Consider the following 24,243-nt stretch of genomic DNA (forward strand, 5'->3'; position numbering starts at 1 on the left):
TCTGTACTTCAGGATAAGTAAAACTAGAACAGACTACACTTAATACCAACCTACATAAATATTTGATCAGTCTTGCTGGTTAAAATCGCTGTTCTCTGCATTAGATATTTTGTAATTAGAGCCACTAGTTACTGCAATATCTGCCTTGATAACAACGATTTTTCCAGTGTAAATACTTGATCAACTACTTATCCAGATTGGTATAACAGCATTATCCACCTCAGGAGAATGTTTATAAGTGGTTCGAACCATCAACCTCATCTATATGCTCAATGCATGTCTCGCGTTTTATTTGTTTAGAATAACAACCAATGACGCAAGGTGCGGAGTGCGCGCTCGGAAAAATCCATTTCCTCAATGACTAACTTGGCATCCAAAGCAAGCTTAGGTTCATCGGTAATAATGCCATCCACACCGAGCAAAAACAGCCGCTGCATGGCCGCGGAATTGTTAACAGTCCAAACCAATACCTCTTGCTCTCTCTGTTGGATTTCTATAATTCGCCATGCATTTAGCCATTGATCGCTTATCATCAACATATCAACGTCTCTTTCAAGCTCTGACTCACCAACACTTGCTGCATAGATAAGCGCATAGCGAAGATGTTCAGGGCGAGTAGCCTCCATCTTGCTCATCAGCTTTGCCAGTAACTCTGTATCCAGACTCGATACAATCATTGCTTGCTGATAGCTCGGCAGCAATTCAGCCATCGCACTGGCAAGTTCAAAGCGTTGGTTGTAGCGTTTTAATTCAATATTGAATTCGATTTCATCAGCATAGTCATCTAATAACCGCGTTAGCAAGGGCGGCGGTATGCGGTTGTTTTCCTGATAAGCGGCGACAATTTCTGAATAATTTGCGTCTTCAACCACCAAAGGCACACCCAGCTTACGGCCTAAATCACGGTCATGAAACACCACGACTTGACCATCTTTGGTGATCTGTACATCAATTTCGGTGCTTTGGATCCCTAATGAAATAGAATACTGAATGCCCGCTTCACTATTTTCAGGTTGCTCAAAACCACCACCGCGATGGGCGGTGACGTAGCCCGATGTATTTGTTTGTAGGTGCCCAACAAAATGGCGGACATCTGAATAACCATTAAAAGCTGCAAATACAATGATCAGTGCCATAACACAGCTAAGCAAAATGCGCCGCTCTGTACTTTGCATCAGCCCAGCAAAACGATCTTCTTCGTTGACCAATTTAAGGCGTTTGGTTTGCAAGCGCAGCACATAATATTGGCAACTAGCGTAAATAAATCGGTCAACAAAACTAAGCAGAAACCCGACGCCAATCAGCAGGATTGTAGCAAGCATTAACCAAGGGTATCGCTCAGGATCATAAGTCGCCCAGTGCAGTACTGGCTCAAGAACAAACAAAATACTCTTCGCGATAATGGCAATGATGGCCGCCCGACTCAATAGCCAAACAATATGCCCCACCACAATATGCGGATAAACCCCTTGGCTTAAGCGCTGAGATTGTTTGAACAGTTTCCATTGGGAGCAGTTTTGAAAAAGGCTCAACGGTAATGCAAGCCACCAACTTGCCCAGTAGCGAAGAACCAATAAAACACACGGCAAAGTGAGTAAAACCAGTAAGCCAACAGCAAGCCACAATGAGCTCATTTGATGGCTGAGATAATAATTGATATCCCAATCATTAAGCATCAGCCCGAAGATCCAGCGCCCGCACCAAACCAAGGTAGAAAGCAGTAAACTAATCCCTATCGATTGTGCGAGCACGACTTTCGCCACCCGAAAACAGCGTTGAAGGATCAGCCCAAAAGTATCCATGATCGACCGCTTACCTACATCTTGCTGGGCAAGCAAGATGCTAATGGTTGAGTGCTCGACGAAAAAAGCAAAACTCAGCTGAGTAATAAACCATAAACTGAGTAAGAAACCAGCTGGGGAGAGAAAGAAAGCCAGTAACTCCTGATTAGCAATCGCACTCACGCCATGAAGCGCCATCAGCTTGGAACTGATCCATATATCAAGAGGAACAAACAGAGTAAGCAGTGCGCACCGCACAAAGAGAAAGCTGGCCAGCATCTGCAAGCCACTGGTTTTAAGCCGATGCCATATAAAATATAAAATATGCCGGCCACGATGAAAAATTACGTTACTCAAGAGTCTGTTTCGCCAAGATTGAATTCTGATCCTATGGGTCATGATAACACCTGAGTTACCCGGATGCTCAGCATAGAAAAATGAGGCGAGGATAGAACACATAAATATTTAGCAGCGTATCACCATGTTTTCGCACTTTTCCATAGCCTTTTCTCTTGTGCCGATAGAGGAACCCTAAAGCTACTGGCTAATATCTAATCAGGGAGCGCTATTTTATGTTACAATACGCCGCTTGGGATTGAGCAAAAAGCCATTAATCGCCACAACGGTGTTTTTTATCATATTTGTTTATGTGATGTGGCTAGCCAATCAAGTAGTAATTGGATATGGAGTTGGTCCTTATATTCGTTCATTCGGATATGTGAACATAATAATTTATGGGATTTAAATCAAAAAAATACAGTATTGATTCTACTGATTATCAAGTTGGTCAAGATAACATCAGTAAATGGGGCATGGATGTCCATAACACAGTTTTCGTAGCCTCACTTGGCTTATCTATTCTCTTCATTGTCACCCTTCTCGCGTTACCGCCAGCAGATGCAAAAGCAGCTATTGATTCCATTAAGGGTGCAGCGCTGTCAAATTTTGATTTCCTCTTTATGTGGGGAGCCAACATCTTGTTAGTTTTTGCCATTATTTTAGCGTTTTCACCTTTAGGGAACATTCGCTTAGGTGGTGAACACACTACTCCAGATTATTCAAAAACATCTTGGATTGCGATGTTATTTGCTGCAGGTATGGGTATTGGACTCATTTTCTGGGGGGTTGCAGAGCCAACGGCGTTCTTTACCAACTGGTTTGGAACACCACTGAATGCAGAACCTTATACAGAAGCGGGCCGTGAACTAGCATTAGGTGCAACAATCTTCCACTGGGGCTTACATGCGTGGGCTATCTATGGCATGACCGCACTTAGCCTTGCCTACTTTGTTTACAATAAAGGGTTACCACTCTCAATGCGCTCTGTGTTCTACCCATTGTTGGGTGATCGAGTTTGGGGCAAAGCGGGTGACGTGATTGATGTATTAACGGTATTGGTTACCTTGTTTGGCCTAGCGACATCTCTTGGTTTAGGGGGCGCACAAGCGGCGAGTGGTATCAGCCATGTTTTCGGCATGGAAAATACCCTCTACCTTCAGCAGTCCATTATCGTGTTGATTATGGGCCTAGCGATTGTTTCTGTTATGCGTGGCATGGATGGAGGCGTTAAGTTTCTTAGTAATCTGAATATGGTCATTGCATTTGTATTCCTTGGCCTTATTGCTGTTTTGAATTTCACCACAGTGTTGGATTCTTTGGTTACCGCTGTGACGGGTTATGTGAAAAACATTCTTCCGTTAAGTCAAACCTCTGGCCGTGATGATACAACGTGGTTGCACGGTTGGACGGTGTTCTATTGGGCATGGTGGGTAGCGTATGCTCCTCTCTTTGGTATGTTCGTAGCACGTATATCTAAAGGGCGTACCGTTCGCGAATTTATTCTTTGTGTATTGCTGATCCCGACGATGGTAACAACGGCTTGGATGTCAATCTTCGGTGGCGTTGCTATCCAGCAGGTGATCGATAAGGTGGGGCAATTAGGCCTTGATCAAGGCATTGCAGATGTCTCTCTAAGCTTATTCTATATGTTAGATGCATACCCGTTCGGTAATGCCCTATCCATCATCGCTGTAGTATTGATTATCGTTTTCTTTGTGACAACGTTAGACTCAGGCTCTATCGTTGTTGATGGCATGACCGCAGGTGGTAAGTTAGATGTACCAGTCAAACAGAAAGTGGTTTGGGCTGTTATCTCTGGTTCTATTGCAATGCTTATGTTGTGGATTGGCGGTACTGAATCTGTTCAAACTCTGCAATCAATCACCATTATTGCTGCATTGCCGTTTACGATTATTCTTCTCTTTGGCAGTATAAGCCTGATTAAAGGATTACTGACGGAAGTTGATAAACCTCAGGTATCGACCAACCAAGTTAAATAACCTCCAGCTTAACTAATCACGTTAGTTAATTGCTGAACTAGGTTTACAGTAAAACTCTCTGGTACTGAGTGCTGGAGAGTTTTAGCTTTTTGCCCAATAATACCTACACACTCACACAGGTTCCCGCCTTCTCAGCCAAGACATCTAGCCCTTCTTCCAAGGCGCCAATATAGGCTTTGCCGCCAAACAGAGCAAAGTCTGCTGCCGCTTCGACTTTCGGCCCCATTGACCCTGCCGGGAATTGGTATTCGCTCAACTGTGTTGGGGTTGCCGCTCGCAGCGCACGCTGGTTCTCAGTGCCCCAATCAAGGTAGACGGCATCGGCATCAGTCAGGATCAGCAGCTTGTCGGCGTTAAGCTGTTTCGCTAACAAAGTGGCAGACAAATCCTTGTCGATCACCCCTTCTACCCCAGTAAAACCAAAATCTGTTTTACGCACAGGGATCCCACCGCCACCGCAGCAAATGACTATCTCACCGGCATTCAACAAGGTTTCTATCGATTTCTTATCAAGAATATTCAGCGGTTTAGGCGATGGAACAACACGGCGAACGAACTCACCATCACGTTTCATGGTCCAGTTATTCGCTTCAGCTAAGATACCCGCTTCTTCTTCGTTATATACTGGGCCGACGAACTTGGTTGGATCCAGCATACTCGGATCGTTTGGATCAACTTCGATGCGGGTCAGCAAGCTGGTGACTTCTTTTTCCGGCATTAAGTTTTGCAGCTCTTGCGCTAACATATAGCCTATCATGCCTTCACTTTCAGCACCCAGTACATCCAACGGGTAAGGTTGCACCTTATCATAAGCCAGATTTTGTAGTGCCAATAGGCCCACCTGAGGACCATTACCATGGACAATTGCCACCTGGTATTCCTTGGCAATTTCCGCAATCGCTTTGGCGGCGATCTTAATATTGGCAAGCTGGTTAGTAAAACTTGGTGCATCGCCACGACGTAACAGCGCATTTCCCCCTAAGGCGACGACGGCAGTACTCTTTTGGGTTGGGGTGTTCATAGTAACTCCTTGAATTATCGTTGTTGTGGGGCTATCACCCCTCCTCGTTCGGCTATTGTCTAAAACTGGCTCTTCTCTTGAGCTATTTCTCTTGAGCTAATTAGGTTTATAGCGCACTGGCATCGAACGGTTTTCGGCGAATAAAGCGGCCATTCCCGGCTTTCCCCATAAATTCGCCATTACACGCAACAACGTCCCCACAGCTAATGGTCATCACAGGCCAGCCTTGGGTGGGGATATTTTCAAACGGGGTATAATCTGCGTTGTCGTGCAATAAATCGTGAGTAATCGTGACATTCTGCTCTGGATCAAAAAGCACCAAATCAGCATCCGATCCTGCCTGTAGCGCCCCTTTCTGCGGATAGAGACCAAACAGTTTGGCAGGTAAATAACTGGTTAGCTCCACAAAGCGGCTCGGACTGATCCGGCTTTTCATTACGCCTTCCGAAAACAGTAGCGGCATTCGAGTCTCGACACCGGGCATACCATTAGGGCACGCACTGAAGTTGTCTTTGCCACGCTGTTTCTGTTCGTGATAGGTAAACGAGCAGTGATCGGTCGCAACGGTATCAATACTGCCATCCACCAGCCCCAACCACAGCTTTTCGCGTTCGACGGCCGGGCGTAATGGCGGACTAAGAATATACTTCAGCGCATCTTCGCGCTCGTAACAGCTCTCATCCAACATCAGGTATTGTGGGCAGGTTTCTACCCATACCGGTTGGTGATTGTCACGAGCAAGGCGGGTGTAATCCAATCCCAATCCATTAGAAAGGTGAACTATATACAGAGGTGCATCACCGGCAAGTTTGGCCAGGTTGATCATTCTGGCAATGGCTTCAGCTTCACATTCAAGCGGGCGGCTTACTGCATGGTATTTAGGTTCTGTTTTACCCTGCTCAAGCAACTGTGTACGTCGCATGGCAATCGCAGCATCGTTTTCGGGGTGGACCGTTGCCAACGCACCAACTTGTTTAAGCTGGCTCAACGCCTTCAGCACTTCTTCGTCATCAAGCTTGTAGCCATAGGTTAGGTACAACTTGAAGCTGGATATCCCCTCTTCTTCGACCATCGATGCCATTTCACCGAGGATGTCGTCATTTACATGCTGAATCACACCATGGAAGCTGTAATCAATGACTGCTGTTTCCTTGGCGTACTGTTGGTAGACATTGAGCTGGTGATGGAGACTACACCCTTTAGGACCAAACCCCATATGATCGACCACCATAGTGGTACCACCACAAGCGGCTGATCGGGTGCCAGAATAAAAATCATCGCAGCTACGGGCAATACCAACATCAATATTGAAATGGGTGTGGACATCAATTCCCCCTGGCATCACATACAAGCCAGCAGCTTCGATAATTTCACACTGCTTGGGAATGATGTGAATTTCAGGCGCAATGTCGGCGATTTTGCCATCAACAATGAGGATATCGGCTTTTTGAGCTTGTAGGTGATCAACGACTATCCCTTGTCGGATCAACATGGTCGCCGGGCGGGGCTGATTCAAGGTGGCCGCTTGAGATTCTGATGATTTTTTCGAAGCCGCTGAAAACATATTCCTATTCCTTCGATTTATTCTCTGCCTTGCTGCAAACCCATTCGAGGGGTTTATTTTCACTAACTATTTATTTTGCCCATTAATACCAATCTGGATAAGTAATTGATCTATGTATTACGCAGGAAAAATGGTTGTTACCAAGGCAGAGATTGCAGCGATTTTAACCAGTAAAACGGATCAAATACTTATTTAGGTTGGTATAAGATCTTCAACTCGAATTAATGGACAAAAGAAACAGCTATAAACAAGAAATCCATCCTGGGGGGGATATGTGGCCAACGTTAGGCAGAGCAGTCGGCGCCCCCAGGACGGAAAGGGTGAATGAGCAGGGCCTTATATTAGTGCCCTGTCATTGCAATACTTACTTCTTTAACTCTTTCAAATACATCTGCGGGATAACAGCGTACATCGCTGCACAAGTCACTAGGTGGTCTTTCCAAGTCTTCTCGTTTGGCGCGTGAGCTTCTGGCTCTTTACCTGGGCCAAAGCCGATGACAGGGATACCGTAGCGGCCCATGATAGAAACGCCATTGGTAGAGAAAGTCCACTTATCAACGGTTGGTTTCTTGTCGAACAGAAGTTCGTAAGAGGCTTCTAATGTTTTAGTTGCGACATGCTTTTCATCGATAACCCAAGCAGGGAAGTAACACTCAGTTGGGTAAACCAAACCAGTGTAGGCTGGGCGGTCGTAGTCATACATAGTCACTTTACCGCCAAACTTCTTAACGGATTCTAGCTCTTCAATTTCCTTGATTGCGCCTTCCCATGTTTCACCCCAAGTTAAACGGCGGTCAATGGAAACAGCACAGCTATCGGCTACCGCACAACGGCTTGGCGACGTGAAGAACACTTCTGAAACGGTCAGTGTGCCTTTGCCTAGGAATGAGTCATCACCAAGATTGGCAGACAGGGTCTCGATATCGCTTAGCATATGGCCCATTTTGAAGATGGCGTTGTCACCACGCTCTGGCGCAGAGCCATGACAGCTCACACCTGCAACCTCAACACGGATTTCCATACGGCCACGCTGACCACGGTAAATCTGGCAATCTGTTGGCTCAGTGGATACCACGAACTCAGGACGGATATTGCTTTCTTGAATAATGTACTGCCAGCAAAGGCCGTCACAGTCTTCTTCTTGTACTGTACCGGTAACAAGCAAGGTGTACTCATCTTCCAGACCAAGATCTTTAATTATCTTACCGGCGTAAACCATAGACGCCATACCGCCTTCTTGGTCCGACGCACCACGACCACCGATCACTTCGTCATCTTCCATACCTTCGTATGGGTCAAAGTCCCAGTTATCCATGTTACCGACACCCACGGTATCTATGTGTGCATCCATCGCAATAAGATGAGGACCGTGACCAATCCAACCCAGTACGTTGCCCATTGGGTCGATTTCTACTTTGTCAAAACCGACTTTTTCCATTTCTTCTTTAATGCGCAGTACTACTTTTTCTTCGTCACAACTTTCACTCGGAATAGCAATCATGTCACGTAGGAAGCGGGTCATATCCGCTTTGTATTCTTGGGCTTTATCCAGTACTTGGGCGAATGGGATGTTCATTATAATTCTCCTTGAACCGAGCGGTGGTCATCACACCCGGTATGATCGATTTTCACGGCACCCTGCCTTATTGATGACGCTAACACGGCGCAAAATTTAAAATTTTTGGTTTTGAGCTAATTATTTTTGGCATGTAGTAACGCTAGTTAGGACAAGGGCAAGCACTCTCAAAACACACATTGTGCTAACTAGCAAAACTAAATACTTAAATGGTTTGGTGTTTACCGCCCCACACTACTTCACGGTAATGGACTGGGTCAGTATCCCCTTCGGTGCTAATCAGCAATACCACTGAGTGTTTGTTCAGACCCAGTTTTTCCATCAGTTTTTCTTTCTCTGGATGGAAGTGCACCGCGGCAAGCAAACCTGCACCAACGGCACCGGATTCACCAGAAACAACCCTTGGGTCACTGCCTTGCGGGTTGCCCAGCACACGCATACCGAGAGCCGCAACACTGTCTTGGCAGGAAACAAACTGGGTAGAGCAATCGCGAAGCACTGGCCAGCCAATAGGGTTTGGCTCACCGCAGGCCAAGCCGACCATGATGGTGGCAAGATCGCCATCGACATTGATCATTTCGCCTTTTTCGCTAATGCCAGAACGGTAGATACAGTCAGCCTGATCAGGTTCAACGACGACAGAGTGCAATTGATCAGGTCCGTACTGGTCACACAGATAGCCAAGCACGCCACCGGCCATCGCACCAACGCCAGCTTGAAGGAAAACGTGAGTCGGACGTTCAACAGCCATGGCTTTCATTTGATCAACGGCTTCTGCCGCCATGGTGGTGTAGCCCTGCATGATCCAGGTAGGAATTTCGGTATACCCTTCCCATGCTGTGTCTTGCACCACTTTCCAACCGTTTTCATCAGCGGTTTTAATGGCAAGGCGCACGGTATCGTCATAGTTCATATCGGTGACAATACATTCGGCACCCAAGGCACGAATATTCTTCACACGCTCATCAGCCGCGCCTTTTGGCATGTACACCACGGCATTCTGACCGAGCTTATCAGCAGCCCACGCAACACCACGACCATGGTTACCATCGGTTGCAGTTGCGAACGTCATTTTTTCTGTGATGTCGTTTTTCAGCTTGTCGAAATCAAAGGCATTGATATCGAGATTGAACTCATCACACAGCAGGCGGGCAATCGCATACGCGCCCCCCAGCATTTTGAAAGCATTCAAATTGAAGCGGTAGGCTTCATCTTTGACTAGGATTTTTCCAACACCGATTGCTTTGGCCAGACAGTCGAGTGAATGTAATGGTGTCGGTTGGTAACCCTCCACAGCTTGGTGGAAGGCACGGGCTTTTTCAGCCTCGGCGGCAGTAAATAATGGAGAAAGCTGACCGTTATAGTGGCGGTTATCGGCGATCTCCATTTTTAGAGTGAAAGTAGACACGACCAGACCTCGTAAAAATAAGAGAAAGAAAAATGCGGGGGGTAACAAATATCCCAAGGGCAGTTCCCCCCGCTAGTGGGCTAGCATGACCCAAGCATAAAGATACAGATAGATCGACTAGGTTCACCCTGCCCTGCTAACACCAAAAAGTATCGTCATGGCAGGTGAAAGTGAGTAACGCGACAACGTTATTTAACACGCTTCTTCGCATCGTCCAGCAGCTCTTGCAGAATAAGTCCTGGCTCCTGGTATTTACGGTTCAAGATCATTGCCGCAATCACATATGGCTTCCAGCTGGCTTCCTTGTATGTCGCAATACGGTATTTCTCAAATACCGACTCTTCCACTTCGCCTTCCTCACAAGACACGCCCGTGATATCAGCTGGTAAGCAGTGCATGTATAACGCTTCGCCTGCTTTGGTCAGCTTCATCATTTCTTCGGTGCAGTGCCAATCTTTGTGATTGGCATTCTGTGCCAGACATTCTTGCTCTAGCACTTTCAGGCCGTCATGATCGTTAGCACGTAGCAGTTCGGTTCGACGGCCCATGACCTGGTAAGGCGCCCAAGATTTTGGATACACGATGTCGGCACCTTCGAATGCTTCTTCCATGCTGGCAACTTGAGTAAAACTACCGCCAGAGGCTTCAGCATTCTTACGCGCTTCTTCAACCACTTCAGGGATCAGGTCATAGCCTTCAGGGTGAGCCAGTGTCACATCCATACCAAAACGGGTCATCAGACCGATGATGCCCTGAGGCACTGACAGTGGTTTACCGTAGCTTGGCGAGTAAGCCCAAGTCATGGCAATTTTCTTGCCTTTCAGCTTATCCAAGCCACCGAAGTGTTCTTCCAGCCATGCCAGGTCAGCCATAGACTGGGTTGGGTGGTCGATATCACACTGTAGGTTAACCAAGGCAGGACGATGAGGTAGCACACCTTCCTTCACACCGTCATCCAGTGCTGCACCGACTTCACGCATGTAGGCATTACCCGCACCTAAGTACATGTCATCACGGATCCCGATAGCATCAGCACAGAAAGAGATCATGTTGGCCGTTTCACGGACCGTTTCGCCGTGAGCGATTTGAGATTTGCCCTCATCCAAATCCTGCTGAGCAAGGCCTAGCATGTTGATAGCTGAAGCATATGAGAAACGGGTACGTGTTGAGTTATCGCGGAACAGGGAAATTCCGAGGCCATTATTAAACACGTTAGTGGCAATATTTTCCTGACGCATCGCTTTTAGAGCTTGGGCCGTTTTCAATACACGTTCAAGCTCTTCCGGGGTTTGCTCCCACGTCAACAAGAAATCTTTGTCGTGTAGTTCAGATTTTAGCTCGTTAATTTCCTTGATCAGTTCGTTGATGCTCTTCATGATTTTCATCCCGGTTTCAATTGTTATTCTTCCCTGGCAGCACATTACATCACTAGCCAGCGACTTAATGGGTTATGACAGCCTTTAGCTAGCATTGCTCAATCAGCAGTCATTCTTTGGTTTTTTATTTAAAACATTGAGATTGCAAGAAAAAGGTATAATGTCTATTAATCTTCAGGCTTAAATTAAGGGTTAACAAAATGAGTTGATTTCGTACTTAATGAACTAACAATCAATAACTGTGCCAAAAAACGTTTTACGGTAAATAAATTATCATCTCTCGTCTACAGACCGCATTCATAAAGGGTTTAACTCTTCATGTTATTTTTTTTAAGCCATGATAAGACACGTTGTTATAAGTACGCTATCACCGAGGTATCATACCTTTAGACCAAAATGATAGTGATAAAAAAGGGGGATTATCATATTGATATTCCCGTGTGACATTGCTTGCAAAATATTTCTTTTCAAAATGTTCATTTGAAAAACCCTGATACATATCAAACAGCATGATAAGGTTTTTCTTTATGTTAGCTCGGTCATTAAAGAAATAAGCCAGTCAATATGCTTAACACACCAAGACCATCAGAATTAATGCAATTACAACCAACGATCCTCCGTTTCACGCAGATGCTGTCGGCGGTGTTGAAAATCGATGCCGAAGTGGTAGATGCCGATTTGGTACGAATTGCAGGCACTGGTCCGTATAGTAAGTTTTTTGGAAAAAAGCAAAATACCAGCTCAAGGATATTCAGATATATTCTTGAAACACATGAGGAAAAAGTTGTCGTCAAGTCACGTACCGACCCTCTATGTGAAGGCTGTACCAACAAAAACGGATGTCGTGAAATGGCCTTTTTGGGTGTACCAATCATGATTGAAGATCGTTGTTTGGGTGTGATCAGCTTGGTGGCATTTACCGAAGAATCTCGCGAACGAATCAAAGATAATGTTCAGCTTTTCTCCGATTACATCAAACATATTGCTCAAATAGTGGTGTCTAAGGTTGTCGAGAAAAATAATAATAGTGAAGGTCTCGATGAAGTGTTTACCAATCTTATTGAAAACATGGACCAGGGCGTATTAATTCTCGATGAAAACAACCGAGTTAAATACGGTAATCAGCATGCACTGACCAACTTAAATATTACAAAAGAAGTGTTGCATAGCCTTGAAATAAATATTCAACCGCTTTCTCTTCATAACAATGAAATGAAAGGTCATCAGCAGCATATTATTTCACTGGGAGGTCGGCAGGAGTTATTGGTTGGGCAGTTTTACAACACCCACGGCCATCAACTTTTCCTCATGGCTTACCACCAGCCAAATAGCACATTGATGATCCCCGATCACGAACCACAATTCGCCACGGTCATTGGTGAGTGTACCAAGATGCGCCAATTGAAAAAGTTGCTTACCCGGATTGCCAACAGTCCTTCAAGCGTATTGATCAACGGTGAAAGCGGTACCGGTAAGGAAGTGATCGCCAATGCGGTGCATAACCTCAGCGATCGCAGCCCATCCCCGTTCATTGCCATCAACTGTGCAGCCATCCCCGACCAACTATTGGAAAGCGAACTGTTTGGTTATGTAAAAGGGGCCTTTACGGGTGCTTCGAGCAAAGGTAAAACCGGTCTGATCCAAGCTGCCAACAAGGGGACTCTGTTCCTTGATGAAATTGGTGATATGTCGATGACCCTGCAGGCCAAACTGTTGCGGGTACTGGAAGAACGAGAAGTGATGCCAATCGGCTCAAACAAAGCCGTGCCGGTGGACATCCGTATTATTTCGGCCACCAACCGGAATTTTCAGGAAATGATTGCGACCAATAAATTCCGTGAGGATCTCTACTACCGCCTAAACGTGATCCCCATTAATTTACCACCACTCAAGGAGCGTGAAGGGGATATTGCGCTATTGATTAATTACTTCCTTGAGCACCACACCCAAAAAATCGGTGTGACGTATCCGGGGATCAGTGCCGAGGCCATGTGTCGTCTCAATGCCTACCACTGGCCGGGTAACGTGCGAGAACTAAGCAACTTAGTGGAGTATCTTGTCAATGTTGTACCTGAAGGCGACCAGATCGACGTCGATTTACTTCCTCCTTACTTTGAACAAACACCTGAGTGCGCCATCACACAGGAAGTCTTGAGTGACGATTGCTCAATGAGTTTGGAAGAGATGGAAAAGATACGTATCGAAGAGGCGATATTCCGACTGGGCAACCGCAAGATGGTGGCAGATGAACTAGGGATCGGTATTGCGACCTTATACCGTAAAATCAAGAAATTCGGGCTCAGTAACCACCGCCCGGCATAACAACCATCCAGCTTTCTGATGACTAAAAAGGGCCGCAACAAATGCGGCCCTTTTCGTATTAGTTGACATCGTTCTCGCTGGGACTTAAAAGCTGATTGGCTTACGGCCCGTCGCTTTATCCGCGGGCCCTTTGGCTTTAGTCTCTTTTGCCACATTACCTCTACGGCCTTTATTAGCCTTCGCTGCTTGGTTGCGAGAACCTTTAGCTTTAGTGCCCTGCTCTTTGCTTTTTGTCGCTTTTGAGCCTGGCTTAGCGTGTGAGGCTGCCTTAGGTTCAGTTTCCTTCTTCGGCCTTTCGGCCACTTCGGTCACAGGCTGATCGCAAAGAACCAAATAAAACTCGTTATTGAATTCAACCACGTCACCATCGTATACCTTGCGGCGCTTACGCTGCTCCAACTCACCGTTAACAGCCACATAGCCTTCGGAAATAGCAAATTTTGCTTCACCGCCACCACTTACTGCATTGGCAATTTTCAACACCTTATAAAGCTCAATAGGCTGAGCACTCACCTCAACGCCAAGGGCTTCAACTTCATATTCTTCGTGTTCTTCAGACATTTTTTCAACCAGTGGTGACTTCAATTATTCAGCTCACGCTGACGTTCTTACTGAATTTTAACCTATTCCGGCTTGGCATTCACGGGTTAGCTACGTTATTCTCGCCGCTTGTCTTTTCAGCTAACTTTTCTAAAGGAAGCCACATGTACTGTCCTTCTTGCGGACAAGCTTCACTAGCACGCACTGACGACAAAGCTTTTCGCTGTGAACACTGCCAATTTATCTATTTTCACAATACCGCATCAGCAATACTGGCCGTTATCTGCTTTGAGGACGAAATATTAGTGGCAGAACGAGGCCGCGAGCCTTGCAAAGGTATGCTCGATTTTCCCGGCGGCTTTGTTGATTATGATGAATCTTTGGAGCAAGCATTGTACCGGGAGCTGCAAGAAGAGCTCGGCTTTCAACCTAGCGAGGTTCACTACATTGGTTCGGCACCTAATACTTATGTTTACCGAGACATCGAATACAAAACCTGCGATGCCTTCTATCACATAACACTTGAGAATAAACCCACAATGCAAGCAAATGATGATGTTGCTGCAATACGCTGGGTCAAGCGCGATGACATTGTTCCGATTAATTTTGCCTTCGACTCAGCCAGAAGCGCACTTAGACTTTTAGGTATAGAATAGCGACCTTTAGGTCGTTCTACGCCTACGAGGATGAAAAAAGTGTGAACTACGCCTTTTTCCTCCTCCCCAAAATAATTAATCAGGGATGATGGTTTTTTAACCAAATAGAGACAGGATGTAAGCCGTAAACAACATGATGACTTGAGGGTAAAACGTCATGCTGACTTTTAATAAAGATTATGTTTTTTCAAACAATACAGAAACCAGCTTCGAAGAAGCCAACAACGTGCATTGCCAGCAAGAAGCCGACAAAGAGCTGAAGCGCAAAGCCATGTTGGCCTCAGTACAACAAGAAGGTGGTTTGGTAGAATAATTTAACTGCCAAAGCAATCCTAATTCGACGTCTCTCCAGCGCTGGTGGTAACCAAGGTTTTGGCCGCCAACCAATTTCTTCCTGTGCCTCGTTGTTAGTAAGCAATCAACATACTCAGGCCGTCAGCGCTATTCTCTTACATCCATTTCCCATCAAAATCACATTCCTTTAGACTACTATTCCTTAAAGTATTTTTTGTTCAAGGAAGTTCCTATGTTCTTACGTTATCTCCTCTTATTCGTCGCCTTTGCTCTATCGGCCTCTGCCAATGCCGAGATGCAACAAGCAGAAGATAAAATACTGGAACGCCCCTTAATGGAAAGGTATGTCCTTGATGAACTGAAATCCCTTCGTACTGATCAGCAAGATCTCGAGCGCCGCATGGTCATTGAGATCACCGACCGAGAACTGGCCGTTGCCGATAAATCAATGAATTATGCCAACGTCACCGTTACCTACTTCTTCTATCTCATCGCCGGTGCCGCTTCGCTGTTTGCTTTCGTTGGCTGGCAATCACTACGTGAACTTCGTGACAACACCAAGAAGGCTGCAGACCAACAGCTTCAATCTATCGCCCAACAATACGAAAAGAAATTCCAGCGCCTCGAACAAGATCTCAAACGCAAAACTCGAATCATTGCGCAAAACAACAAAGAGATTGAAACCATCAATGAGATCCACAATCTGTGGCTACGCTCGCAGGGGCTACAGACCCCTGAGCAAAAAATCGAAGTGTATGACGATATATTAAAGATTCGCCCTGGTGACTTGGAAGCCTTGATCTATAAAGCTGATGCCATCATCGAAATCCGCGAGTTTCATTGGGGGCTTAGCCTATGTAACCGAGTACTGGAACTTGATCCTCATAATGCCCACGCCCTCTACCAACGCGCATGTGCATACGCCTGCCTCGGCTCAGAAGAATTAGCAATGGATGATTTGGAGAAAGCCGTGACTGACAGTGCGTCGTTGCGAGAATTAGCCGCCGAAGAAAAAGATTTTGAATCCCTGCGTGGCAACGAACGGTTTGAGCTTCTTATTGCGCCCATTGAGAACTGACAGCACACAAACTGTATCGGCAACATGACGATACTGTATTAAGGCAGCAACATATTGAGACTATTGCCGCAAACTTCAAACGCATAGAATTAGGACTTTTCTCGATCCTGCTGTAAGCTAGCCGGCTTGCTGCCTATGTGAGGCAGATCAAACTTTTCTTCCGAATGAGAATTATCTATGAGTTTTGCCTCTTTGGGCCTTTGTACCCCAATCCTTGAAGCTGTTGCCAACCAAGGCTATGAAACCCCGTCTCCTATCCAAGCTCAGGCTATCCCTGCGGTATTGGAAGGCCGTGACGTCATGGCTGCTGCACAGACAGGAACAGGTAAAACTGCAGGTTTCACCCTGCCAATTCTCGAGCTTTTGTCTAAAGGCCCTGTAGTACGTGCAAACCAAGTGCGCGCACTGGTACTGACCCCAACCCGCGAGCTTGCCGCTCAGGTGGGCGAAAATGTAGCGACTTACTCGAAGCATCTACCACTGAGCTCTGCCGTTGTTTTCGGTGGTGTGAAAATTAATCCTCAGATGATGCGCATGCGCCAAGGCGCTGACGTATTGGTTGCGACTCCTGGCCGCTTGCTGGATCTTATGGGTCAGAACGCCGTTAAGTTCAACCAACTTGAAGTTCTGGTACTGGACGAAGCCGACCGTATGCTGGATATGGGCTTTATCCGTGACATCAAAAAAATTCTGGCGAAGCTACCTGCTAAACGCCAGAACTTACTGTTCTCTGCCACCTTCTCTGAAGAAATTCGTGAATTGGCTCGTGATCTGACCAACAACCCGGTTGAGATTTCGGTGACCCCGCGCAACAGCACGGCAACAACCGTAGAGCAATGGATTTATCCAACGGATAAAAAGAAAAAACCCGCCCTACTGACCAAGCTTATCCAAGAGAAAAAGTGGCAACAGGCGCTTGTCTTCACTCGTACCAAGCATGGTGCTAACCGATTGGCAAAATACCTTGAAGAGCGTGATATCACAGCAGCGGCGATTCACGGCAACAAGAGCCAAGGGGCACGTACCAAAGCATTGGCACATTTCAAAACTGGTGAAGTTCGCATTTTGGTTGCAACGGACATAGCCGCGCGTGGTATTGATATCGATCAGTTACCGCAAGTTGTGAATTTTGACCTGCCGAATATTGCAGAGGATTATGTTCACCGTATTGGCCGTACAGGCCGCGCTGGTGCTAACGGTCATGCTGTTTCTCTAGTATGTTCAGAAGAAGTCAAAGAACTGAATGCCATAGAGCAACTGATTCAAAAACACCTTGAGCGTAAAGATGTGGTGGGCTTCAAGCCAACAGCTGCACTGCCTAAATCACTAGCAATCAAGCCGCTTAAAGCGAAAAAGCCTAAGAAACCGAAAAAGGTGGATGAGTCATCAGAAAACAATTCTGAAAAGCGCACTGACAGCCGCAGCAAGCCAAAACGTCCATCTGGCCCACGTAAAGGTAGCCAGTCAGCACAAGGCGACAGAAAGCCGCGCAATGCTAATGGCTCACAGCGCAAACGTCAGGACAGCGGCAATGGCAATGGCAATGGCAATGGCAATGGCAATGGCAATGGCAATGGCAATGGCAATGGCAATGGCAAAAATACACGTAGCAGCGATGCAAAGCCACGCGGCCAAAAGCCGGGCCAACGTAGCCGTAAACCTAATGGTAATAATGTGAGCCGCTCGAGAAATACGGCAGCACCAGCCAATTAAGCAGCTGAAACGTTACTTATATCAATAAAATACCTAGCCAGCATTATATAATGCTGGCTTTGTTGTTTACGCCGGGTATTTCATATGAAATTCATGAAGTGGACACTACTTTTCACCGCCATAATTATCAGTCCCCAACTCATGGCGGCAACTTTTGACCAGTTAGCCGCCGATAATAACCAAGACTTCCAAGTCATCGATTGTCGGTCGAGTAATCACTATAACGGCTGGCCTGAAGCCAACCAAACACGTGGTGGCCACTTCCCCGGCGCTATCAATTTCGATGCCGACTGGCTATCAACGCTCCGCCCTCAGGTTGTCCGTGCCGAGTTAGAAAACCGTGGCATTGACCTTACCAAGCCAACATACCTCTACTGTCAGCCTGAGAAAGCCGACATTTTACAGTCTCAGCTTGAAGCCCTAGGCAGCAAAAACATTAAGTCAATCGACCAATCCATTGCCAACTATTCAAGGCAATTGACTGCGCTAGAAAACTACCAGCAGCTCGTACCTGCGCAATGGCTTAATCAGCTGATTAATGACGAGGAGGTGATCCACCCGCCAGTCAAAGGCTTTAAAATCGTCGAAGTGGCATGGGGACCGCCAACGAAATACCTAGCAGCCCATATTCCCTCAGCCCTTTACCTCAATACCAACACCATAGAGTCTGAGCCTTGGTGGAACCGCGTTGATAATAAAAAGCTGGAAGCCGTTATCAGAGAGCTGGGGGTTTCCCACGATACGACAGTGATCCTGTATGGCCGCGACAATACCGCTGCAGCCCGCGTCGCAAGTTTGTTGATGTACGCCGGTGTCGATGATGTTCGCCTGCTCAATGGCGGCTGGCAGTCTTGGGTCAATGCAGGGCTATCGACCCAACCGCTACGCAACCGCGCCGAGCCGGTAGAATTCGGCCGATCGATTCCGGCCAACCCGCAATATATTGTCGATGTCCCGCAAGCCAGAGACATTCTGGCTGATCCTCAGCACCAATCTTTGGTTAGTATCCGAAGTTGGGCGGAATACACCGGTGAGACCAGCGGTTACCGCTACATCGAACCCAAAGGCCGGATCAAAGGCTCTAAGTGGGGCCACGGTGGTTCGGATGCTTATCATCTGGAAGACTTCCGCAACCCAGATGACACCATGATGAGCCCAAGTATCATGACCCAGTTCTGGAAGGATTGGGGGATCAACGCATCGCAGACCGTCTCGTTCTATTGCGGAACAGGCTGGCGGGCGTCAGAAGTCTTTTTCTACGCCCATGTGATGGGGTGGAAAGACATCAGTGTCTATGATGGTGGCTGGTTTGAATGGAGCGGGGATCCTAGCAACCCGACCGAAACCGGTGACATCCCCAACGCACCAAAATCAGCGTTCTACAGCGAAAAATAATAAAAAGGCTGCGAAATCGCAGCCTTTTTTCTATCGGTTATCTCAGGACGGGACAAACGTTACTTTTGCTCAGAAGCAAAAGTCACAGCCAGCACTCTGATTGATTCCTGATGAATAGACTCCAACGCTTTGGCTGCCTCCTTCTCGACAATACCTTCCTTCGCTAACTTCTCTACCTCCAAGCAAATCTGATGTAACTGGCGCAGCCCCATGGTGCCTGCCGCGCCTTTGAGGTTGTGGGATAAGCTGGATACAGAAGTCAGATCGCCGCTCTCCATCGCAGGAAGCAATTTCGCCATTGTCTCTTTCGACGACTCTGCAAACAGGGATATCATTTTCTCGACCATTGCCTGGCCCAGGACTTGAAGATCGCTTCCCAATACAGACTCATCCAATATCGGTATTTGCTCATCCATACTAATTATTACCTTTTCGCTCTGCTCTTCTTGATGAGAAACACTTGCCTGAATATTCTCTACTTCAGCGGTTCCTACTCTCTCTGCGCCACCAAGAATACTTTTCAGGACATCGACCAGTTGGTGCTCTACCAGCGGTTTTGGCAAGAATCCGGCAAAGCCCGCCGCCAAATATTGTTCAACTTCTTCATTGAAGACATGGGCAGAAAAAGCGACAAACGGGGTGTTGTTTCCCTCCCCTTCGCGATCACTCGCTGCTTTCAGCTGCTTGAGATCTCCCAGAAGAGTAACCCCATCGGTATCCGGTAGGTTGATATCCAATAACACAATATCAAAGTCATTTTCAGCATAGAGCTCTTTTGCTTGGTGACCATTTTCCGCGATCAATGTTTGATGACCCAAACGTCGCAAGAAGCCTTCGGCAACCAAACTATTGATGGGATTATCTTCCACCAGCAGTACCTTCGCCGCAGGTAAGCTTGACCCCATATTCAACCTCTGGCTCTCTGTTTGCTCCCCGGGCTCAAGCGTTAAGGTAAACCAAAAACAGCTCCCCTCACCCGGCGCAGAACTAAGACCAATTTCTCCACCCATGGCTTCAACAATACGCTTACTGATGGCCAATCCTAGCCCTGTCCCACCAACGGCCTGACGGCCTTCGCTGGACTGCTGGAAGGCATCAAATATCACTTGCTGTTCATTATGTGGAATCCCCATACCTGTATCTTCCACTTCAATATGCAGGCGTGATAGGTTGTGTGCAGAGGCCGAAACCAGCACTGTTACTTGGCCATCTTCGGTAAACTTGATGGCATTACCCACTAGGTTTGCCAAAATTTGGCGAATACGGGTTGCATCCCCCACCCAATATTCTGCGACGTTGTCATCAATCTCTGTCAGTAATCGAATATTTTTACCCTGTGCTCGTCCGGCAAACAGGCTGTAAACATCCTTGACCAAGGTATGGAGTGAGAAATTCGCAGGCCTGATATCCAAGTGACCCGCTTCGATTTTCGAATAATCCAGTACATCATTAAGGATATCGAGAAGGGTTTCACCGCTCCGGTTAATCACCTTCAAATATTCCGCCTGCTTATCATCCAACCCAGTATCAGCCAGCAAGGATGCCGTTCCAAGCACGCCATTCATCGGGGTGCGGATCTCGTGGCTCATCGTGGCTAAGAATGCTGATTTCGCCCGGTTGGCTTGTTCCGCTTCAGAACGGGCTTTAGCATGGTTATACACCTCTTGGTTAAGCTTCTCGTTGGCTTTTTCCAACTGGCTAGTGCGTTCTGCGACTAATTGCTCAAGACTGTTTTTATGCTGTTGCAGCTCATAGCGGATTTTAGATTCTACCTGTGCCAACCGGTGTCGTTCGTAGGCGGTATCGCGGGCAACCATAATAGCGCGTCCCATTAGCGCCAACTCATCATCACCTTGCATGGTCAAACGAATTTCCAAATCGCCCCGTGCCAGTGCCATCAGAGCCTTGCTGTAATCATTGATTCGACGGATCACCCGTGCATACACGTAGCGCCACATGATCAGCACCAGTGCCACCAACCCCAAAGCAGAAATAGCAATCAGACTATTTCTTGCGATGGTCAGTGTCTCGTCAACTTGGGTCACCGCCTTCTGTGTACCGACATTGGCCGCCTGGATAATACCATCTACCGTTTGGTTCAACTGCTGGAACAGCACCACGTTTTGCTGCTCCATCCTCTCGACATCCTGATGAGCATGGATTAACGCTTCCATAGCCACGAAGAACTCACCATCATTATTGAGCGCCTTTACCTGCTCCAATAATTGTTCAGAACGGCTTGGGTCTTCGACCGATTTCACCCGCTGCTGGATAACACTTACCGCATACTCAAAACGTTGCTTTAGTTTGTTCAGATCATTGATGGTGCTTACTTGCTCGCTGTCATCAAGCATATTGATAACCTGCAGTGACAGAAAACGCAGTTCAAAGAGACGCTCACTGAGATCCATATCCACCTCAACCAAGCTATCAAGGGCATTAAACACCGCCTCTTTGTTACCTCTTTCAACCAAGTCATAGATGCGGGAAACATTCGCAACGGCAATGGTATTGGCATTGGACACTTGTGACTGGGACAGTTCATCGATCTGTTTGGTTGCCACCGTCATGGTGTCATTAAGTGTCCGCACTTGATCAGTTAGCTCCAGCTTTCTACCGACCAACATCCCCAGCATGGCCAAGTTATTGACAATGTTCTTCACATCCGTTTCTAGCTGTGTCATCAACTCTGGCTCGAACGCATATTGATCAAGGGAGTTTAGGCTGTTGTTGAGTGCGCGAATATGAAGGGTCAACGACTTCCCCTGCTGCTCCCGCTCTTTTTCATCTTTCGACTTCGCCAATACCTGAGCATTAAAGATAATACGAGTACTAAGATCTGATAATTGACGGGCTTCAACCAAGGCCGGAACGGCAGTATTGATCACCGTCCGCTCGGTTTTAGCCACCAGGGAAAAACCGGCAACACCAATCACCACTGCAATAATCATCAAGCCAGCCATCATGGAAAAAGCAATCAGCAGTTTCTGGCCAATGCTACTGGGAGTAAGGGTCATAGAAATAAACCGTGGCAGAGATAAGTAGGTCTGCAGCTCAATCCACCATCACAACATGGGGAACAGGCAGGCACACCTAACAGGAAACAGTAAAAATGCTATTATACCAGCTAAATATACCCAAATAGCCCTATTTCCTGACGGTTACAACATGATCAAGACCATAGCGATGACATTGCTGGCAATTGCCTGTATCAGCCAAACCGCCTATGCCGCGGAGGTTATCGCCTACCCCCCTTCTTTTGAGACAGACAAACAAGCTAAACACATCCAATACCAACCGTTAGAGAAAGCCCGCAAACCTTGGAAGCTCTGTGCCGTATACCCGCACCTAAAGGATTCCTATTGGTTGTCCGTGAATTATGGCATGGTAGAGCATGCCAAAAAGCTGGGTGTTGAGCTTAAAGTGCTCGAAGCAGGTGGTTATCCGAACCTCGAAAAGCAACAGAGCCAACTTACTGACTGCCGAGAATGGCAAGCTGACGCCATCATTTTGGGCACTGTTGATAGCCTAGCCTATGATAATAGGCTAACCCAGTTAACTGATGACATTCCGGTTTTTGCCACCATCAACTACCTCGATACCAGCAAACAAAACAGCAGTGACAACGTTATCGCCCGTGTGGGAGTGGATTGGTATCAAATGGGCTACCGTACCGGTGAGTTTTTAGCTAACCGCCATCCCAGTGGCAGTGGTATGGTCAATGTTGCCCTACTTCCTGGCCCACAGAAACGTGGTGGCACCAAGCCCGTAGTGCAAGGCTTTTATGATGCCACTGAAAGTAGCGATATCCATATTGTCACGACGTTGTGGGCTGATCATAGCAAAGAGCTGCAACGTAACTTGATCCAGCAACTGCTGGCATCCGATCAACACTTCGACTACATCGTCGGTGGCGCCGTATCAGCAGAAGTGGCGATCAGTGAACTACGGGCCAAAGACTTAACTACAGAGACCAAAATCCTATCGACCTACCTCAGTCATGGGGTATACCGTGGGCTGCTTCGCGGCAAGATCCTCTTCGCCCCAACCGACAAAATGGCCCAGCAGGCGATGCTTTCAGTCGATCAAGCTGTCAGGTATCTTGAAGGTAAACCGTTGAAAAAAGATCTCGCCCCGATCCTGGCTCTACTGACCCCAGAAAACCTAGACAGTAAGGTGATCGCCGAGTCCCTTTCCCCTGCAGCATTTCGTCCCGTATTTCATGTAGAGGCACCGTAATATCAATCTCAGTAATATTCAGTTTGCTGCAATTCTATTCAGATACCAGCAGATGCTGGCCACTGATTCTGGATTTCTGTTATCGAAGCTATGATTTTAAAAGATTTATTTGTACTTCCCTTACAAGCTCTGGTACTTATACTCAATGCCTCAAATTGAGTTGCACAAGCTTTCTCACACCAAGTGCAATCCATTACATATGGCTGAAAGATAGTACCACACAGCTGTCACACTCTAGCAATACACTTTGCCCGATAGCTGTTATCAATTTTGTCTCTGTGGAGTAGTAGATGCACGTCACAACCCGAACAATGGAAGAATCCAAGCATATCGCGCTTGTCGCTCATGACAACTGTAAAACCCACCTTCTGCGCTGGGTCAGTGAGCACAAAGATAAATTAAAAAATCATGTCTTGTATGCCACAGGCACTACCGGCCATATGATTGCGCGTGAATCGGGTCTTGAAGTCAACTGCTTGCTGAGCGGCCCGATGGGCGGTGACCAACAGCTTGGTGCACTGATTTCCGAAGGCAAGATCGATATGATGATTTTCTTCTGGGATCCACTCAATGCCGTACCGCATGATCCAGATGTCAAAGCACTGCTTCGTATTTCTGCAGTATGGAACATTCCGGTTGCCACCAACCGCGCCAGTGCCAACTTTATGATTTCATCACCAAGATTGGCGGAAAAAGTAGAAATCGAAATCCCAGATTACGAAGCTTACTTAAACGAGCGTCTAGGCTAAGACTAACCTCGACACCGTACATATTCTTCAAACGCCTCTTGATCAAGAGGCGTTTTTTATTGCCTTTATTTGCCTCTTAACAACCGCCATCACAAGTTTGGAGCGCTGGCACTCTTCTCTCGCCCATTAATACCAACCAACATAAATGCTTGATCAACGACTTATCCAGATTGGTATAACGCTGACGTGGCA

At 46.9% G+C, this 24,243-nt stretch carries 17 protein-coding genes; 9 read left to right on the forward strand and 8 right to left on the reverse strand.

All coding sequences use genetic code 11. The features are described from left to right. Positions 1 to 296: 296 nt before the first annotated feature. Positions 297 to 2,060, reverse strand: coding sequence for a glycerophosphodiester phosphodiesterase (locus ACVA53_RS04025; protein ID WP_373689550.1), 1,764 nt, complete (start codon positions 2,058 to 2,060; stop codon positions 297 to 299). 455 nt (positions 2,061 to 2,515) lie between these two features. On the opposite strand from ACVA53_RS04025, the gene ACVA53_RS04030 reads away from it, so the two are divergent. Further along, positions 2,516 to 4,120, forward strand: coding sequence for a BCCT family transporter (locus ACVA53_RS04030; protein ID WP_446504545.1), 1,605 nt, complete (start codon positions 2,516 to 2,518; stop codon positions 4,118 to 4,120). A 103-nt stretch (positions 4,121 to 4,223) separates the two neighbouring features. On the opposite strand, the gene arcC is transcribed toward ACVA53_RS04030, so the two are convergent. From arcC to ygeW, 5 genes are all read right to left on the reverse strand, one after another. Continuing rightward, the gene (arcC, locus tag ACVA53_RS04035; protein ID WP_255041742.1) at positions 4,224 to 5,141 is read right to left on the reverse strand and encodes a carbamate kinase; all 918 of its coding nucleotides are present in this window, start codon (positions 5,139 to 5,141) and stop codon (positions 4,224 to 4,226) included. A gap of 106 nt (positions 5,142 to 5,247) precedes the next feature. Then, the gene (gene hydA, locus ACVA53_RS04040) at positions 5,248 to 6,705 is read right to left on the reverse strand and encodes a dihydropyrimidinase (RefSeq protein WP_274126256.1); all 1,458 of its coding nucleotides are present in this window, start codon (positions 6,703 to 6,705) and stop codon (positions 5,248 to 5,250) included. Between the two features lie 364 nt (positions 6,706 to 7,069). Then, positions 7,070 to 8,281: a YgeY family selenium metabolism-linked hydrolase gene (locus ACVA53_RS04045; RefSeq protein ID WP_255041743.1), complete on the reverse strand. Its 1,212-nt coding sequence runs from the start codon at positions 8,279 to 8,281 to the stop codon at positions 7,070 to 7,072. A 205-nt stretch (positions 8,282 to 8,486) separates the two neighbouring features. After that, positions 8,487 to 9,689: a diaminopropionate ammonia-lyase gene (dpaL, locus tag ACVA53_RS04050; RefSeq protein WP_255041744.1), complete on the reverse strand. Its 1,203-nt coding sequence runs from the start codon at positions 9,687 to 9,689 to the stop codon at positions 8,487 to 8,489. Positions 9,690 to 9,877: 188 nt separating this feature from the next. Beyond that, entirely contained in the window at positions 9,878 to 11,065 is a 1,188-nt protein-coding gene (gene ygeW / locus ACVA53_RS04055) for a knotted carbamoyltransferase YgeW (RefSeq protein WP_255041745.1), read from the reverse strand. Positions 11,066 to 11,659: 594 nt separating this feature from the next. Between ygeW and ACVA53_RS04060 the strand changes: the two genes are divergently transcribed. Further along, positions 11,660 to 13,387, forward strand: coding sequence for a sigma 54-interacting transcriptional regulator (locus tag ACVA53_RS04060; RefSeq protein ID WP_255041746.1), 1,728 nt, complete (start codon positions 11,660 to 11,662; stop codon positions 13,385 to 13,387). Between the two features lie 84 nt (positions 13,388 to 13,471). On the opposite strand, the gene ACVA53_RS04065 is transcribed toward ACVA53_RS04060, so the two are convergent. After that, complete coding sequence (locus ACVA53_RS04065) at positions 13,472 to 13,948, reverse strand: RNA-binding S4 domain-containing protein (protein WP_255041747.1); 477 nt, start codon at positions 13,946 to 13,948, stop codon at positions 13,472 to 13,474. A gap of 143 nt (positions 13,949 to 14,091) precedes the next feature. On the opposite strand from ACVA53_RS04065, the gene ACVA53_RS04070 reads away from it, so the two are divergent. From ACVA53_RS04070 to ACVA53_RS04090, 5 genes are all read left to right on the forward strand, one after another. After that, positions 14,092 to 14,583, forward strand: coding sequence for an NUDIX hydrolase (locus tag ACVA53_RS04070; protein WP_255041748.1), 492 nt, complete (start codon positions 14,092 to 14,094; stop codon positions 14,581 to 14,583). Between the two features lie 157 nt (positions 14,584 to 14,740). Next, positions 14,741 to 14,896: a hypothetical protein gene (locus ACVA53_RS04075; RefSeq protein ID WP_255041750.1), complete on the forward strand. Its 156-nt coding sequence runs from the start codon at positions 14,741 to 14,743 to the stop codon at positions 14,894 to 14,896. A gap of 213 nt (positions 14,897 to 15,109) precedes the next feature. Next, positions 15,110 to 15,955, forward strand: coding sequence for a TPR end-of-group domain-containing protein (locus tag ACVA53_RS04080; protein WP_373689551.1), 846 nt, complete (start codon positions 15,110 to 15,112; stop codon positions 15,953 to 15,955). A 177-nt stretch (positions 15,956 to 16,132) separates the two neighbouring features. Next, positions 16,133 to 17,668: a DEAD/DEAH box helicase gene (locus ACVA53_RS04085; protein WP_446504546.1), complete on the forward strand. Its 1,536-nt coding sequence runs from the start codon at positions 16,133 to 16,135 to the stop codon at positions 17,666 to 17,668. Positions 17,669 to 17,752: 84 nt separating this feature from the next. After that, positions 17,753 to 19,063 carry a rhodanese-like domain-containing protein gene (locus ACVA53_RS04090; RefSeq protein ID WP_446504547.1) on the forward strand — a complete coding sequence of 437 codons (1,311 nt, stop codon included), beginning with the start codon at positions 17,753 to 17,755 and terminating at the stop codon, positions 19,061 to 19,063. Between the two features lie 59 nt (positions 19,064 to 19,122). Here ACVA53_RS04090 and torS read toward each other — a convergent pair whose 3' ends face one another. Next, positions 19,123 to 22,080, reverse strand: a complete 2,958-nt coding sequence (gene torS, locus ACVA53_RS04095) for a TMAO reductase system sensor histidine kinase/response regulator TorS (RefSeq protein WP_446504548.1) — start codon at positions 22,078 to 22,080, stop codon at positions 19,123 to 19,125. A 151-nt stretch (positions 22,081 to 22,231) separates the two neighbouring features. On the opposite strand from torS, the gene torT reads away from it, so the two are divergent. Beyond that, a complete protein-coding gene (gene torT / locus ACVA53_RS04100; RefSeq protein WP_255041755.1) occupies positions 22,232 to 23,302 on the forward strand; it encodes a TMAO reductase system periplasmic protein TorT in 1,071 nt (356 codons plus the stop codon). Between the two features lie 290 nt (positions 23,303 to 23,592). Continuing rightward, on the forward strand, positions 23,593 to 24,051 hold the full coding sequence (locus tag ACVA53_RS04105; protein WP_255041757.1) for a methylglyoxal synthase: 459 nt from the start codon (positions 23,593 to 23,595) through the stop codon (positions 24,049 to 24,051). The last annotated feature ends 192 nt before the right edge of the window (positions 24,052 to 24,243 follow it).

The organism is Photobacterium sp. DNB23_23_1 (assembly GCF_052873815.1).

Coding starts and splice junctions, on each gene's coding strand:
- ACVA53_RS04025 (WP_373689550.1), bottom strand. CDS start 2,060: ATGCTGGCCAGCTTTCTCTTTGTGCGGTGCGCACTGCTTACTCTGTTT.
- ACVA53_RS04030 (WP_446504545.1), top strand. CDS start 2,516: ATGGGATTTAAATCAAAAAAATACAGTATTGATTCTACTGATTATCAA.
- arcC (WP_255041742.1), bottom strand. CDS start 5,141: ATGAACACCCCAACCCAAAAGAGTACTGCCGTCGTCGCCTTAGGGGGA.
- hydA (WP_274126256.1), bottom strand. CDS start 6,705: ATGTTTTCAGCGGCTTCGAAAAAATCATCAGAATCTCAAGCGGCCACC.
- ACVA53_RS04045 (WP_255041743.1), bottom strand. CDS start 8,281: ATGAACATCCCATTCGCCCAAGTACTGGATAAAGCCCAAGAATACAAA.
- ygeW (WP_255041745.1), bottom strand. CDS start 11,065: ATGAAGAGCATCAACGAACTGATCAAGGAAATTAACGAGCTAAAATCT.
- ACVA53_RS04060 (WP_255041746.1), top strand. CDS start 11,660: ATGCAATTACAACCAACGATCCTCCGTTTCACGCAGATGCTGTCGGCG.
- ACVA53_RS04065 (WP_255041747.1), bottom strand. CDS start 13,948: ATGTCTGAAGAACACGAAGAATATGAAGTTGAAGCCCTTGGCGTTGAG.
- ACVA53_RS04070 (WP_255041748.1), top strand. CDS start 14,092: ATGTACTGTCCTTCTTGCGGACAAGCTTCACTAGCACGCACTGACGAC.
- ACVA53_RS04075 (WP_255041750.1), top strand. CDS start 14,741: ATGCTGACTTTTAATAAAGATTATGTTTTTTCAAACAATACAGAAACC.
- ACVA53_RS04080 (WP_373689551.1), top strand. CDS start 15,110: ATGTTCTTACGTTATCTCCTCTTATTCGTCGCCTTTGCTCTATCGGCC.
- ACVA53_RS04085 (WP_446504546.1), top strand. CDS start 16,133: ATGAGTTTTGCCTCTTTGGGCCTTTGTACCCCAATCCTTGAAGCTGTT.
- ACVA53_RS04090 (WP_446504547.1), top strand. CDS start 17,753: ATGAAATTCATGAAGTGGACACTACTTTTCACCGCCATAATTATCAGT.
- torS (WP_446504548.1), bottom strand. CDS start 22,080: ATGACCCTTACTCCCAGTAGCATTGGCCAGAAACTGCTGATTGCTTTT.
- torT (WP_255041755.1), top strand. CDS start 22,232: ATGATCAAGACCATAGCGATGACATTGCTGGCAATTGCCTGTATCAGC.
- ACVA53_RS04105 (WP_255041757.1), top strand. CDS start 23,593: ATGCACGTCACAACCCGAACAATGGAAGAATCCAAGCATATCGCGCTT.